The following is a 14,888-nucleotide window of genomic DNA, read 5'->3' as shown; positions in this document are numbered from 1 at the left end:
TGGCCCTGGGCAACGTGGCGCCCCGCTGATGCGCCGGGCGGGTTAAGCTCGCCCCACTCTCCAGTCGCACAGGGAACACTTACATGGGTCATGTGGTCGCTGCCGCCGTCTACTCCAAAGGCAAGCGCGTTGCCAACATCAGCCTCGACGAGGGGCTCGAATGGGCGAGAAAGCCCGGCCACTTCGTCTGGATCGGCCTGCATGACCCGGGCCCCGAGGAACTGACCACGCTCCAGCGGCAGTTCGGCCTGCACGAACTGGCGCTGGAAGACGCCCTGCAGCGCCACACCCGCCCCAAGCTGGAAACCTTCGGCGATGCGCTGTTCCTGGTGCTCTATTCCCCCGTGAAGGAAAACGGCCAGCTGGTGTTCATCGAAACCCAGCTGTTCGCCGGCAACGGCTATGTGATCAGCGCGCGTTATGGCGAGTCGGCGCCCTACTCCCAGGTCCGCCAGCGTTGCGAGGCCCGTCCGCTGCTGCTGGAGCACGGCGAGGACTTCGTCCTCTACGCGCTGCTGGCCTTCGTGATCGAGAACTACCGGCCGCTGATCGACACCTACCACGCCGACCTGGAAGCGCTGGAACTGCGGGTGCTGGAATGCCCGCTGACCCAGGCCGATGTGGTGCACATCCAGGGACTGCGCCGCGACCTGCTGCGCCTGCGCCGCTACATCGGTCCGCTGGCGGAAATCTGCCAGGAGCTGCAGCGCCTGGACTTCCCTTTCATCGACAAGAACATGCGCCCCTACTTCCGCGACATCGCCATCCACGTGAGTCGCCTGCTGGAAGACCTTACCGGTCTGCGGGAGATGGCGGACCACGCCATCGAGATCGGCTTGCTGCTGGAGTCCTCGCGCCAGAGCGTGGTGCAGCGCAAGTTCGCCGCCTGGGCAGCAATCCTGGCGTTCCCCACCGCCGTGGCGGGCATCTACGGGATGAACTTCCAGAACATGCCGGAGTTGACCTGGCACTACGGCTACTTCGGCGTACTGGGCTTCATCGCCGCGGGCTGCACGGCCCTGTTCGCCAGCTTCAAGCGCTCCGGCTGGCTCTAGCCCTTTCCCAGGCCTGAAAAAAACGATGCCTGCTGATGCGGGCATCGGTTCGTGTGCGTGCGCGAGAGGAGACTCAGGCGGCGCTGCGGCCTTTGGCCACGAAGCGCATCATCCACTCGGCCACTGCCGTGCCCTGGTGGTCGCGATCGAGGCTGGCGATGCCCTGGCCATACACCTGGTCGCCCAGGGCCTGCTGGCGGATGTTGAGCAAGGCACGGGAGTAGTCGTGAACGAACTCCGGGTGCCCCTGGAAGCACAGCACCTGCTCGCCAATGGCGTAGGCGGCATTGGGGCAGAACTCGCTGGAGGCGATGAGGGTGGCGTTCTCGGGCAGGCGGGTGACCTGGTCCTGGTGGCTGATCAGCAGGGTCAGCTCGTCCAGCGCCGGACTCATCCACTCCGGCTGTTTCTCGACGCGATAAGCATGGGTACCAACGCCCCAGCCCTGGGTGGCGCGCTCGGTCTTGCCGCCCAGCAGCAGGGCCAGCAACTGGTGGCCGAAGCAGATACCGAGCAGTTTATCGCCAGCCTTGTAGCGCTCCAGCAGGTAGGTGCGCAGGGTCTGGATCCAGGGATCGTCGCCGAAGGAGTCGGCCTTGCTGCCGGTGACCAGGTAGGCATCGAAGCGCTCGCCGGCAGCCGGGTAATGGCCTTCCACCACGTTGTAGGTGACAAACTCGGCCTCTATGGGCTGCTTGGCGAAGAGCTGTTCGAACATCTTGCCGTAGCCCTTGTACTCGTCGACGAGCTCAGGGCGAAGGATATCGGTTTCCAGAATGCAGATGCGTAGGGGCATGAAATTGTCCTGAAGCTTGGGTAAGGCACCTTGTGTGCGATTTATTTAACACAAGCCTCCGAGCTTTGAAATAGCGCCGCTTCGCAAGACCTGCTCGTGTTGCCGAAGCGCCTGAAATTCGGGAAGGAAATTGCAACCTGCCACGACGGAGCTGGCATGACACTGCGCCAGCATCGTCAATAAAATTTGACGCTCGTGGCGATGATATCGTCCATGTCGATAGTTGAAATGCTCAGGGAGCGTTTTTCCATCGAATCCGTATTGGCGATTCTGGGTCACCCCAACCCGATGACGGATCGCAGCCATGACCCCCTCCCCGCTCACTTACGCACGCAACGGCGCGCTGGCCAGCCTGGGCCTCTACACCATCGTGGTGACTATCGTTCTGGTGCTGAGCGGCAGCTTCAGCCAGGCGCGACCGGTGCTGCCGCAGGTCGGCTGGGGAGAACGCCTGGCACAGGCCGTTCCGACTCTGTTGCTGAGCGATCCTCATCCCCTGTCGCCCCCGGCAAGGCGAAGCTGAGGTGGCCATGGAACAGCAGCTCTCAAGGCGCCGCCTGCTCACACTGGCGGCACTGGCATTGATGACCAACGGCTTTACGCTGCTGAGCCATGCGCACGGCTCGGCAGGCGCGGTGGCCCAGAACCTGGAGGCACGCCAGGAGATCGCCCGACAGGGCAGTAACGAGCGAGACACCCGCCAGGGACTCGAGAGCCCGCCCCTGAAACGCACCAGCTGGTTGCCAGAGCGCTTCGAGCGCACCTCACTGCGAGGTTGTGAAGGCAAGCTCTGAAGCCCCCGGAAACGAAAAGACCGCCCGGTGGGCGGTCTCTTTTGGCTACGAACCTCAGGCGACTTGTGGTGCCTTGGCCCCCAGCAGTCGGTCCAGCACAGCGGCGACCAGAAGGACTGCCAGTACCGGCAGCAACCAGCCGAGGCTCTGATCTGCCAGCGGCAGTTGCGCGACGAAACCAGGTATCCAACTCTTGAAGCCGGCTGCACCGATGCCGTCCAGCACACCGAATACCAAGGCGACGCCCATGGTGGGGATGAAAACCCGACGGGCGTCGACCCACAGGCTCGATGCCAGGCTCAAGGCAACCAGCACAATGGCCAGGGGGTAGAGCCCTACCAGTACCGGCACCGACAGGCTGATCAGCTGTGTCAGGCCCTGGTTGGCAACGACCAGGCTGAAGACGCCGAGGATGATGACCACCGTGCGGTAAGAGAACGGCAGGAAGCCGCTGAAGAACTCGCCACAGGCCGTAAGCAGGCCAACGGCCGTGGTGAGGCACGCCAGGGTGATGACCAGGGCCAGCAGCAGGCTACCGGCGGTCCCGAAGGTGTGCTGCACATAGGCCGTGAGGATCTGCACACCGTTCTGTGCCTCGCCGGCAATGCCCTGGCTGGTGGCGCCGAGGTAGAACAGCGTGAGGTAGACCAGGGAAAGGCCGATTGCAGCAATGCTGCCGGCGATCACCGAGTAACGGGTGACCAGGCGCGGCTCGGAGATGCCACGGTCGTGGATCGCCGTGGCGATCACGATGCCGAATACCAGCGCGCCCAGGGTGTCCATGGTCAGGTAGCCCTGCAGGAAGCCCTCGACGAAGGGGGCCTTGGCGTAGGCGTCGTTGCTGGCACCGATGTCGCCCGCCGGTGCGAACAGCGCCGCACCGCCCAGGACCAGAAGTGCCGACAACAGCACCGGGGTGATGAACTTGCCAATGCTGTCCACCAGCCGCCCGGGGTTGAGCGCGAGGAACAGCGCGAAGGCGAAATAGACCAAGGAATAGAGGGCCAGCGCCGTGGGGTTGTCACCGGTGAAGGGGGCAACGCCCATTTCGAAGGAGACGACAGCGGTACGCGGCGTCGCGAACAGAGGCCCTATGGCCAGGTACACGGCAATGGCCAGCAGAAGCCCTGCCACCTTGCCCAGGGGCGAGGTCAGGCGATCCATGCCGCCACCTACCCGCGCCAGGGCAATGACGGTCAGCAAAGGCAGGCCGACGCCGGTCAGCAGAAAGCCCATCGCAGCGAACCAGACGTTCTCGCCTGCCGCCATGCCGGCGCTGGGGGGGAAGATGATGTTGCCGGCGCCCAGGAAGAGCGCAAAGGTCATGAAGCCGAGGGCCAGGAGGTCCGAGCCTTTCAAACGAGTCATAGAGAGGGATACCACGAGTCGAAATTCATTGTTCCGAGGGGGCTTCCCTTTGGGTGAGGGGAACCGTCATCCGCCCGTTTGGGGCAAACCACTACTAGTGCGCGCCCTCCCCCTTTTGGGGTTCATGCGCAGGAAGGTCGCAAGCCTAGCGAATCCGACGGTTTTGCGGCACTGATGCAGGTCAGGCTGTCGGCTTGCTGTAATCGGTTGTCGCCATGGCTACATTGCGACAGAAAAAACGAAGGCCACCCGAGGGTGGCCTTCGCCATCAGTCAATCACGCTCAGGCGTTCTTGACTTCCCAGCCGGTCAGCTCGGCCAGGGCCTTGCCGATGTCGGCCAGGGAACGCACGGTCTTCACACCAGCGTCCTGCAGGGCGGCGAACTTTTCGTCCGCAGTGCCCTTGCCGCCGGAGATGATGGCGCCGGCGTGGCCCATGCGCTTGCCGGGCGGTGCGGTGACACCGGCGATGTAGGACACCACCGGCTTGGTCACGTTGGCCTTGATGTAGGCAGCAGCTTCTTCTTCAGCGGAACCGCCGATCTCACCGATCATGACGATCGCTTCGGTTTTCGGGTCTTCCTGGAACAGCTTCAGGATGTCGATGAAGTTGGAGCCCGGGATCGGGTCGCCACCGATGCCCACGCAGGTGGACTGGCCGAAACCGGCGTCGGTGGTCTGCTTCACGGCTTCATAGGTCAGGGTGCCCGAACGGGACACGATGCCGACCTTGCCCGGCAGGTGGATGTGACCGGGCATGATGCCGATCTTGCACTCGCCGGGGGTGATGACGCCGGGGCAGTTCGGGCCGATCAGGCGTACGCCCAGTTCGTCGCACTTGACCTTGGCTTCCAGCATGTCGATGGTCGGGATGCCTTCGGTGATGCAGACGATCAGCTTGATGCCGCCGAAGGCTGCTTCAAGGATGGAGTCCTTGCAGAACGGGGCCGGAACGTAGATCACCGAAGCATCGGCGCCGGTGGCTTCCACGGCTTCCTTGACGGTGTTGAACACCGGCAGGCCGAGGTGGGTGGTGCCGCCCTTGCCGGGGGTCACGCCGCCAACCATCTTGGTGCCGTAGGCGATGGCTTGTTCGGAGTGGAAGGTACCCTGCGAGCCGGTGAAGCCCTGGCAGATTACTTTGGTGTCTTTATTGATCAGGACGCTCATTACTTACCCTCCGCGGCCTTGACGACCTGCTGGGCAGCGTCGGTCAGGCTGGTCGCCGCGATGATGTTCAGACCGCTCTCGGCCAGTACCTTGGCGCCGAGCTCGGCGTTGTTGCCTTCCAGACGGACGACCACCGGGATCTTCACGCCGACTTCCTTCACTGCACCGATGATGCCTTCGGCAATCATGTCGCAACGAACGATACCGCCGAAGATGTTCACCAGTACGGCAGCGACGTTGCTGTCGGACAGGATGATCTTGAAGGCCTCGGTGACGCGCTCTTTGGTTGCGCCGCCACCGACGTCGAGGAAGTTGGCAGGCTTGCCACCGTGCAGGTTGACGATGTCCATGGTGCCCATGGCCAGGCCAGCGCCGTTGACCATGCAGCCGATGTTGCCTTCCAGCGCGACGTAGTTCAGTTCCCACTTCTGCGCATGGGCTTCACGAGCGTCGTCCTGGGACGGGTCGTGCATGGCGCGCAGCTTGGGCTGACGGTACATGGCGTTGCTGTCGATGTTGATCTTGGCGTCCAGGCAGTGCAGGTTGCCGTCGGCCTTGATGACCAGCGGGTTCACTTCCAGCAGGGCCAGGTCGTAGTCCTGGAACAGCTTGGCCAGGTTCACGAAGATGTGGGTGAACTGCTTGATCTGGTCGCCTTGCAGGCCCAGTTGGAAGGCCAGCTCGCGACCCTGGTAGGGCTGAGCGCCAACCAGCGGATCGATGGTGGCCTTGAGGATCTTCTCGGGAGTCTCGTGGGCTACTTTCTCGATGTCCACGCCACCTTCGGTGGAGGCCATGAACACGATGCGGCGGCTGGAACGGTCTACCACGGCGCCCAGGTACAGTTCCTTGGCGATATCGGTGCAGGACTCGACCAGGATCTTGCTGACCGGCTGACCATTGGCGTCAGTCTGGTAGGTCACCAGGCGCTTGCCCAGCCAGTTGGCGGCGAAGGCCTTGGCGTCTTCCTTGCTCTTGACCAGCTTCACGCCGCCCGCTTTACCGCGGCCACCGGCGTGGACCTGGGCCTTCACGACCCATTCGCTGCCACCGATCTTGTCGCAGGCTTCAGCGGCTTCTTCCGGGGTGTCTACGGCAAAGCCCTTGGATACGGGCAGGCCGTATTCAGCGAACAGCTGCTTACCCTGATATTCGTGGAGATTCATGCTTGTCTACCGTCTTCGTTTGGGTATTGCGCATTCGGCGCTGCATTCGTGGTGCCGCGCCACCTGTGACTGCCCTGGGGCAGTCCGGCGAGCGTTCCGCGGTGAACACCCGAAGGCTTCACGACGGGCTGCCCACCGTGGTTCTGCTGCCCCGGGAAGGTCGCGCGCGCCCTCCCCGGGGATAGTGCTCAGCGCTTCTTGCGGTTGGCGATGTGGATCGCGTGACCGTTGACGGCCAGGGCCGCTTCGTGGAGCGCTTCGGACAGGGTCGGGTGCGAGAAGACCATCATGCCCAGGTCTTCGGCACTGGTGCCGAACTCCATGCCGATGGCGCCCTGCTGGACCAGCTCGGCAGCGCTCGGGCCGATCACATGGACGCCCAGGACGCGGTCGGTCTTGGCATCGGCGATGACCTTGACCAGGCCGGCCGTGTCATTGGCAGCCATGGCACGGCCACTGGCGGCGAAGGGGAAGGTACCGACGTTGATTTCGACGCCTTCGGCCTTCAGGGACTGCTCGGTCTTGCCGACCCATGCAATTTCCGGGTGGGTGTAGATCACGGACGGGATCAGGTCGTAGTTCATCTGGGCCTTGTGGCCTGCGATGCGCTCGGCAACCATGATGCCCTCTTCCGAGGCCTTGTGAGCCAGCATGGCGCCACGTACCACGTCACCGATGGCGTAGACGCCGGGGACGCTGGTCTTGCAGTGGTCGTCGACGTAGATGTAGCCACGCTCATCGAGGGTGACGCCGCTGTCAGCGGCCAGCAGGTCGGTGGTCACCGGGCGACGGCCGACCGCGACGATCAGCTTGTCGAAGACTTCCTTCTGCTCGCCGTTGGCGTCGGTGAAGCTGACAGTGACCTGCTTCTTCTTCACGTCGGTGCCGGTCACGCGGGCGCCCAGGCGAATCTTCAGGCCCTGCTTGGTCAGGATCTTCAGGGCTTCCTTGGCGATCTGCTCGTCGGCGGCCGGCAGGAACTTGTCCAGAGCTTCGATGACGGTCACTTCAGCGCCCAGGCGGGCCCAGACGGAGCCCAGCTCCAGACCGATGACGCCAGCGCCGATCACGCCCAGCTTCTTCGGTACGGACTGGAAGTCCAGCGCGCCGGTGGAGTCGACGATGACGTCCTGGTCAACCGGGGCCGGGGGAATCTCGACCGGCTTGGAGCCGGAGGCGAGGATCACGTTCTCGGCCTCGACGACCTGGACCTTGCCATCCAGACCGGTGACTTCGACCTGCTTGTTGGCCAGCAGCTTGCCGTGGCCTTCCAGCAGGGTGACGCCGTTGGCCTTGAACAGGGTGCTGACGCCGCCGGTCAGGTTCTTGACGATGGTGTCCTTGCGGCCAACCATGGTCGGCACGTCGATGGAGACGCCCTTGGCTTCGATACCGTGCACTTTGAAGGCCTCATGGGCCTCGTGGTACTTGTACGAGCTGTCCAGCAGCGCCTTCGACGGGATGCAGCCGACGTTCAGGCAGGTACCGCCCAGCGCGGTCTTGCCGTCCTTACCCTGGTACTTCTCGATGCAGGCGGTCTTCAGGCCGAGTTGGGCCGCCTTGATGGCTGCCACGTAACCGCCAGGGCCCGCACCAATCACTACCACGTCGAATTTCTGGGTCATAACTCATTCCTTCTCGTATGAAACCGGACGGCCCCTTGCGGGGCCGCCGTTTGGAGAGATCGCCGATCAGATGTCCAGCAGCAGACGAGCCGGGTCTTCCAGCAGGTTCTTGATGGTCACCAGGAAGCTGACTGCTTCCTTGCCATCGATCAGACGGTGATCGTAGGACAGAGCCAGGTACATCATCGGCCGGATCACAACCTGGCCGTTGATCGCCATGGGGCGCTGGATGATGTTGTGCATGCCGAGGATGGCAGCCTGAGGCGGGTTGACGATCGGGGTCGACATCATCGAACCGAAGGTACCGCCGTTGGTGATGGTGAAGGTGCCACCGGTCATCTCGTCGATGGACAGCTTGCCCTCACGGGCCTTCTTGCCGAAGGTGGCGATGCCGTTCTCGACTTCGGCCAGGCTCATCAGCTCGGCGTTGCGCAGGACCGGAACCACCAGGCCACGGTCGCTGGAAACGGCAACGCCGATGTCCTGGTAGCCGTGGTAGACGATGTCGTTGCCGTCGATGGAGGCGTTGACAGCCGGGAAGCGCTTCAGCGCTTCGACGGACGCCTTGACGAAGAAGGACATGAAGCCCAGGCGAACGCCGTTGTGGGTCTTCTCGAACAGGTCCTTGTACTTCGAACGCAGGGCCATGACTTCGGTCATGTCGACTTCGTTGAAGGTGGTCAGCATGGCCATGGTGGACTGGGCTTCGACCAGACGCTCGGCAACCTTGGCGCGCAGGCGGGTCATCGGGACGCGCTTCTCGACGCGGTCACCCGCAGCGAATACCGGCGCCTCGGCGGCCGGAGCAGCCGGTTTGGCAGCCGGCGCGGCCGGGGCGTTCTTCTTCGCCTCGACAGCGGCAACCACGTCTTCCTTGGTTACGCGGCCACCTTTGCCGGTGCCGGCGATGCTGTTCGGGTCGATGCCGTTTTCCTCGGCCAGCTTGCGAGCGGCCGGGGACAGGATGGCGTCGTCACCAGCAGCAGCGGGGGCAGCAGCCTGAGCGGCCGGAGCCGGGGCAGCAGCGGCCGCCGGGGCGGCAGCAGCAGCGCCGCCTTCGTTCAGTTTGCCCAGCAGTTCGCCACTGAGAACGGTGTCGCCCTCGTTCTTGACGATTTCTGCCAGTACGCCGTCGGCCTCGGCCAGCACTTCCATTACAACTTTGTCGGTCTCGATGTCGACGATCAGCTCGTCACGCTTGACGGCGTCGCCCGGCTTCTTGTGCCAGGTGGCCACGGTGCCGTCGGCGACCGATTCCGGGAAGGTTGGGGCTTTGATCTCGATAGCCATTGTGTGTTTTTCCTGTCTGATTCGGTTTTCTGCGCGAAGGCGTTAAACAGTAAAGGCGTCCTGCAGCAGTTTTTCCTGCTGCTCGGCGTGCATGGAGGCGTAGCCACAGGCCGGAGAGGCCGAGGCATCACGCCCGGCGTACTCGAGGAACAGGCCTTTCTTGTGGGCGCTGGCCACACGACGCATATGGTGCTGGCTGCAGTACCAGGCGCCCTGGTTCATGGGCTCTTCCTGGCACCAGACGATGTGCTTGAGGTTCTTGTAGGCAGCCAGAACCTCAGCCAGGTCGTCTTCCGGGAACGGATACAGCTGCTCGATACGCACGATCGCGATGTCCTCGCGGCCTTCGGTGCGACGCTTCTCCAGCAGGTCGTAGTAGACCTTGCCGCTGCAGAGCACGAGGCGCTCGACCTTCTTCGGATCGATCGGATCGATCTCGCCGATGACGGTCTGGAAGGAGCCTTCGGCCAGATCTTCCAGGGTGGAGATGGCCAGCTTGTGACGCAGCAGCGACTTGGGCGTAAGGGCAACCAGCGGCTTGCGCAGCGGGCGAATCACCTGGCGGCGCAGCATGTGGTAGACCTGAGCCGGCGTGGTCGGCACGCAAACCTGGATGTTGTGCTCGGCGCACAGCTGCAGGTAGCGCTCCAGACGCGCAGAGGAGTGCTCCGGACCCTGGCCTTCGTAGCCGTGCGGCAGCAGCATGGTCAGGCCGCACAGACGGCCCCACTTGTGCTCGCCGCTGGTGATGAACTGGTCGATCACCACCTGGGCGCCGTTGGCGAAGTCACCGAACTGGGCTTCCCAGATCACCAGCGCGTTGGGCGTGGTGGTGGAGTAGCCGTATTCGAACGCCAGTACGGCTTCCTCGGAGAGGTAGGAGTCGTAAAGCTCGAAGCTCGGCTGGCCGTCGAACAGGTTCTGCAGCGGCAGGTAGGTGCTGGCATCCTTCTGGTTGTGCAGCGCCGCGTGGCGGTGCGAGAAGGTACCGCGGCCCACGTCCTGGCCGGTGATGCGAACCGGGTGGCCTTCGAACAGCAGGGTGGCGTATGCCATGGTCTCGGCGTAGCCCCAGTTGATCGGCAGGCCGCCGGCGCCCATCTTCTGGCGGTCTTCGAGGATCTTCGAGACCTGACGCTGGACGACGAAACCTTCCGGGATCTCCAGCAGCTTGGCGGAGAGTTCCTGCAGGGTCTTCAGGTCGAAACGGGTGTCGTGACGAGCGGTCCAGGCATGGCCCAGGTACGGACGCCAGTCGACGAACAGCTCCTTGTTGGGCTCCTTCACCAGGCTCTTGACCACGTGCTGGCCGTTGTCCAGCGCAGTGCGGTACTCGTCCATCTTGGCCTGGATGCGCTCGGCATCGAGCACGCCACCCTGGATCAGGGCATCGGCATACAGCTCACGGGTGGTGCGCTGCTTGGCGATCTGCTGGTACATCAGCGGCTGGGTACCGGACGGCTCATCGGCCTCGTTGTGGCCACGGCGACGGTAGCAGACCAGGTCGATCACCACGTCGCGCTTGAACTGCATGCGGTAGTCGACGGCCAGCTGGGTCACGAACAGTACGGCTTCGGGGTCATCACCGTTCACGTGGAAGATCGGCGCCTGGATCATCTTGGCGACGTCGGTGGCGTACTCGGTGGAGCGCGCATCTTCCTGGCGGCTGGTGGTGAAACCGACCTGGTTGTTGATGACGATGTGAACCGTGCCGCCGGTGCGGTAGCCACGGGTCTGCGACATCTGGAAGGTTTCCATGACCACGCCCTGGCCTGCGAAGGCGGCGTCGCCGTGGATGGAGATCGGCAGTACCTTGTCGCCAGTCTTGTCCCTGCGGCGATCCTGACGGGCACGAACGGAACCTTCCACCACCGGGGAAACGATTTCCAGGTGGGAGGGGTTGAACGCCAGGGCCAGGTGAACTTCGCCACCAGCGGTCATGACGTTGGAGGAGAACCCCTGGTGGTACTTCACGTCACCGGAGGACAGGCCCTCGACCTTCTTGCCTTCGAACTCGTCGAAGAGGTCGCGCGGGTTCTTGCCGAAGGTGTTGACCAGTACGTTCAGGCGGCCCCGGTGGGCCATGCCGATGACGATCTCCTGGGTACCGTATGCACCGGAACGCTGGATGATCTCGTCCAGCATCGGAATGAGGCTTTCACCACCTTCCAGGCCGAAACGCTTGGTGCCCGGGTACTTGGTACCCAGGTACTTCTCCAGGCCTTCGGCCGCAGTCAGGCGCTCGAGCAGGTGGCTCTTGACCTCAGGGGAGAAGGACGGACGGCCACGCACGCTTTCCAGACGCTGCTGGAACCACTTGCGCTGCTCGGAATCGACGATGTGGGTGAACTCGGCGCCGAAGGTGCTGCAATAGGTTTGCTGCAGGGCCTGGTGGATCTCGCGCAGGGTTGCCTCTTCCTTGCCGATGTAAAGCTCACCGGTACGGAAGGTGGTGTCGAGATCGGCATCGGTCAGGCCGTAGTGATTGATCGCCAGATCGGCCGGGGCCTTGCGCTGCCAGAGGCCAAGGGGGTCGAGCTGGGCCGCCTGATGGCCGCGCATGCGGAAGGCCTGGATCAGGCGCAGGACTTCAACCTGCTTCTTCTCGTGCTCGGTGCTGACGCTGCCAGCGGAAACCGGCTGAGCGCGGCGCTGATTCTTGGCGAGCAGGACGAAATGGTCGCGAACGGTAGAATGCGATACGTCGGTGGCTGCATTGCCGTCGGACGGCAACTTCTGGAAGTAGGTGCGCCACTCTTCTGGCACAGCGTTGGGATCGTGCAGGTAAAGCTCATAGAGCTCTTCCACATATGCAGCGTTGCCACCGGATAGGTGGGCGCTGTTCCACATGCGCTGCATTTCGCTTTCTTGCATGCTTGGTCACCCTCGGTAAGGGGACACCACCGGCGTGGAATCGGCATCGCAGCCTCAACTCCGGGTACGGCGACCAGGATGAAAGCCACTCAGGATCCCGCAGATAGTCCGGGCACCAGCCCGGTTGCCCCTGCTGGTCATCTATATCATTTCAAATAAGGACTTCGGCTTTGTGAGCGTCGGTCCTGGTTGTACTGCGGCGCCCCGAAAGGCGCCGCAGGTGTTACGGGTACAGCATGTAACGCATCAGGTACCGCTTTGCAGCAACATGTTGCGTACGTGACCGATAGCCTTAGTGGGGTTCAGACCCTTGGGGCAGACGTTCACGCAGTTCATGATGCCGCGGCAGCGGAATACGCTGAACGGGTCATCCAGGGCAGCCAGACGCTCTTCGGTCTTGGTGTCGCGGCTGTCGGCCAGGAAACGGTAGGCCTGCAGCAGCGCAGCGGGACCGAGGAACTTGTCGGGGTTCCACCAGAACGACGGGCAGGAGGTCGAGCAGCAAGCACACAGGATGCACTCGTACAGACCGTCCAGCTTCTCGCGCTGTTCCGGGGACTGCAGACGCTCGATCGCCGGAGCGGGCGTGTCGTTCTGCAGGAAGGGTTTCACCTTCTCGTACTGCTTGTAGAAGATGCTCATGTCGACGACGAGGTCACGGATGACCGGCAGGCCCGGCAGCGGACGGATCACCAGCTTGCCGCCCTTCAGCCCGGCAGCGGACAGCGGGGTGATGCAGGCCAGGCCGTTCTTGCCGTTGATGTTCATGCCATCGGAGCCGCAGACGCCTTCACGGCAGGAACGACGGTAGGAGAAACCCTCGTCCTTTTCCTTGATCAGGGCCAGGACATCGAGAACCATGATGTCCTTGCCGCCGGTATCAACCTGGAAGTCCTGCATGGTCGGAGCGCTGTCGCTCTCCGGGTTGTAGCGATAGACGCTAACAGTGAGAGTGTTGGACATGTCGGCCACCCTTAATAGGTACGTACTTTGGGTTCGAAGGCCGGAACGGTCTTCGGCGCGAAGTTGACGGCGCGCTTGGATACGCGCTTCTCACCCGGGAAGTACAGGGTATGGCACAGCCAGTTCTCGTCGTCCCGATCCTCGAAGTCTTCGCGGGCATGGGCACCACGGGACTCCTTGCGGACCTCGGCGGCGATGGCAGTGGCTTCCGCGACTTCCAGCAGGTTCTGCAACTCCAGCGCTTCGATGCGCGCAGTGTTGAAAGCCTGGGACTTATCGTTGATCTTGACGCCGGCGATGCGCTCGCGCAGGTCGGCGAGTTGGGCGATGCCCTTCTGCATGTATTCGCCAGTGCGGAACACACCGAAGTAGTTCTGCATGCACTGTTGCAGTTCGCGCTTCAGCGGGGCGACTTCTTCACCACTGGAACGCTCGTTGACACCAGCCAGACGCTTGAGGGATTGCTCGATGTCGGTGTCGCTCGCGCCACGGGTCTCGATGCCTTCCTTGAGGGCCTTCTCGAGGTGCAGGCCAGCCGCACGACCGAAGACCACGAGGTCCAGCAGGGAGTTGCCGCCCAGGCGGTTGGCACCATGCACGGATACGCACGCGACTTCGCCGACCGCGAACAGGCCTTCGATGATCGTGTCGTTGCCGTTGGCATCCTGAGTAATGGCCTGGCCATGGATGTTGGTGGCAACGCCGCCCATCATGTAGTGGCAGGTCGGGATGACCGGGATCGGCGCAACAACGGGGTCGACATGCGCGAAGGTCTTAGACAGTTCGCAGATGCCGGGCAGGCGGCTGTGCAGGACTTCCTCACCGAGGTGGTCCAGCTTCAGCAGCACGTGATCCTTGTTCGGGCCGACGCCGTTGCCGGCGATCACTTCCTTGACCATGGAGCGGGCAACCACATCGCGGCCTGCCAGGTCCTTGGCGTTCGGAGCGTAACGCTCCATGAAGCGCTCGCCATGGGCGTTGATCAGGTAACCACCTTCACCACGGCAACCTTCGGTCACCAGTACGCCAGCGCCGGCAATACCGGTCGGGTGGAACTGCCACATCTCGATGTCCTGGACCGGCACGCCAGCGCGCAGGGCCATGCCGACACCGTCACCGGTGTTGATCAGGGCATTGGTGGTGGAAGCGTAGATACGGCCTGCACCACCGGTGGCCAGCACGACGGCCTTGGAGCGGATGTAGACGGTCTCGCCGGTCTCGATGCAGATGGCGATGATGCCGACGATGGCGCCGTCCTGGTTCTTCACCAGGTCAACGGCATACCACTCGTTGAGGAACGAGGTACCGTTCTTCAGGTTGGCCTGGTACAGGGTGTGCAGCAGCGCGTGACCGGTACGATCGGCTGCGGCGCAGGTACGAGCAGCCTGACCGCCCTTGCCGAAGTCCTTGGACTGGCCGCCGAACGGACGCTGGTAGATGCGGCCTTGTTCGGTACGGGAGAACGGCAGCCCCATGTGCTCGAGCTCGAACACGGCCTCCGGCCCCACGGAGCACATGTATTCGATAGCGTCCTGGTCACCGATGTAGTCGGAGCCCTTGACGGTGTCGTACATGTGCCAGCGCCAATCGTCGTTCGGGTCGGCCGAAGCGATGGCGCAGGTGATGCCACCTTGAGCGGAAACGGTATGGGAGCGGGTCGGGAAGACCTTGGTCACCACGGCAGTCTTGTGACCACCCTGAGCCAGCTGCAGAGCAGCGCGCATGCCAGCACCACCACCGCCGACGATGATGGCATCGAAGGAAAGAGTACGAATGTTAGCCATGAA

At 63.2% G+C, this 14,888-nt stretch carries 13 protein-coding genes; 3 read left to right on the top strand and 10 right to left on the bottom strand.

All coding sequences use genetic code 11. The features are described 5' to 3' along the window. The first annotated feature begins 83 nt into the window (after positions 1–83). A complete protein-coding gene (locus tag BM198_RS08895; RefSeq protein ID WP_074969327.1) occupies positions 84–1,055 on the top strand; it encodes a magnesium and cobalt transport protein CorA in 972 nt (323 codons plus the stop codon). A gap of 73 nt (positions 1,056–1,128) precedes the next feature. Here the strand turns inward: BM198_RS08895 and BM198_RS08890 are convergent, their stop codons facing one another. Further along, positions 1,129–1,851 carry an amidotransferase gene (locus BM198_RS08890; RefSeq protein WP_044400225.1) on the bottom strand — a complete coding sequence of 241 codons (723 nt, stop codon included), beginning with the start codon at positions 1,849–1,851 and terminating at the stop codon, positions 1,129–1,131. A gap of 45 nt (positions 1,852–1,896) precedes the next feature. Continuing rightward, positions 1,897–2,157 (bottom strand): hypothetical protein, encoded by a 261-nt coding sequence (locus BM198_RS29565; RefSeq protein ID WP_139233592.1) that lies wholly within the window; start codon positions 2,155–2,157, stop codon positions 1,897–1,899. Between BM198_RS29565 and BM198_RS08885 the strand changes: the two genes are divergently transcribed. Both BM198_RS08885 and BM198_RS08880 read left to right on the top strand, forming a co-directional pair. After that, positions 2,156–2,374 carry a hypothetical protein gene (locus tag BM198_RS08885; protein ID WP_074969325.1) on the top strand — a complete coding sequence of 73 codons (219 nt, stop codon included), beginning with the start codon at positions 2,156–2,158 and terminating at the stop codon, positions 2,372–2,374. The genes BM198_RS29565 and BM198_RS08885 overlap by 2 nt on opposite strands. Before the next feature lie 7 nt (positions 2,375–2,381). Then, complete coding sequence (locus tag BM198_RS08880; protein WP_074969626.1) at positions 2,382–2,645, top strand: hypothetical protein; 264 nt, start codon at positions 2,382–2,384, stop codon at positions 2,643–2,645. Positions 2,646–2,699: 54 nt separating this feature from the next. Here the strand turns inward: BM198_RS08880 and brnQ are convergent, their stop codons facing one another. The 8 genes from brnQ to sdhA all read right to left on the bottom strand — a co-directional run bounded on the left by brnQ (position 2,700) and on the right by sdhA (position 14,885). Then, on the bottom strand, positions 2,700–4,013 hold the full coding sequence (gene brnQ / locus BM198_RS08875) for a branched-chain amino acid transport system II carrier protein (RefSeq protein WP_074969323.1): 1,314 nt from the start codon (positions 4,011–4,013) through the stop codon (positions 2,700–2,702). 282 nt (positions 4,014–4,295) lie between these two features. Beyond that, a complete protein-coding gene (gene sucD / locus BM198_RS08870) occupies positions 4,296–5,183 on the bottom strand; it encodes a succinate--CoA ligase subunit alpha (protein ID WP_044400216.1) in 888 nt (295 codons plus the stop codon). After that, entirely contained in the window at positions 5,183–6,349 is a 1,167-nt protein-coding gene (sucC, locus tag BM198_RS08865) for an ADP-forming succinate--CoA ligase subunit beta (RefSeq protein WP_044400213.1), read from the bottom strand. Before sucC ends, sucD begins: the two co-directional genes overlap by 1 nt. A gap of 188 nt (positions 6,350–6,537) precedes the next feature. After that, positions 6,538–7,974, bottom strand: a complete 1,437-nt coding sequence (lpdA, locus tag BM198_RS08860) for a dihydrolipoyl dehydrogenase (protein ID WP_044400210.1) — start codon at positions 7,972–7,974, stop codon at positions 6,538–6,540. Between the two features lie 66 nt (positions 7,975–8,040). After that, positions 8,041–9,264: a 2-oxoglutarate dehydrogenase complex dihydrolipoyllysine-residue succinyltransferase gene (odhB, locus tag BM198_RS08855; protein ID WP_074969321.1), complete on the bottom strand. Its 1,224-nt coding sequence runs from the start codon at positions 9,262–9,264 to the stop codon at positions 8,041–8,043. A 42-nt stretch (positions 9,265–9,306) separates the two neighbouring features. Continuing rightward, positions 9,307–12,138, bottom strand: a complete 2,832-nt coding sequence (locus BM198_RS08850; RefSeq protein WP_074969319.1) for a 2-oxoglutarate dehydrogenase E1 component — start codon at positions 12,136–12,138, stop codon at positions 9,307–9,309. A 246-nt stretch (positions 12,139–12,384) separates the two neighbouring features. Further along, a complete protein-coding gene (locus BM198_RS08845; RefSeq protein WP_044400201.1) occupies positions 12,385–13,101 on the bottom strand; it encodes a succinate dehydrogenase iron-sulfur subunit in 717 nt (238 codons plus the stop codon). Positions 13,102–13,112: 11 nt separating this feature from the next. Beyond that, positions 13,113–14,885: a succinate dehydrogenase flavoprotein subunit gene (gene sdhA, locus BM198_RS08840; protein ID WP_044400198.1), complete on the bottom strand. Its 1,773-nt coding sequence runs from the start codon at positions 14,883–14,885 to the stop codon at positions 13,113–13,115. Positions 14,886–14,888 lie beyond the last annotated feature (3 nt).

The organism is Metapseudomonas otitidis (genome assembly GCF_900111835.1).
Taxonomy (GTDB): Bacteria; Pseudomonadota; Gammaproteobacteria; order Pseudomonadales; family Pseudomonadaceae; genus Metapseudomonas; species Metapseudomonas otitidis.
The sequence above is the reverse complement of the archived record's forward strand: the minus strand, read 5'-3'. Positions and strand labels throughout refer to the sequence as shown.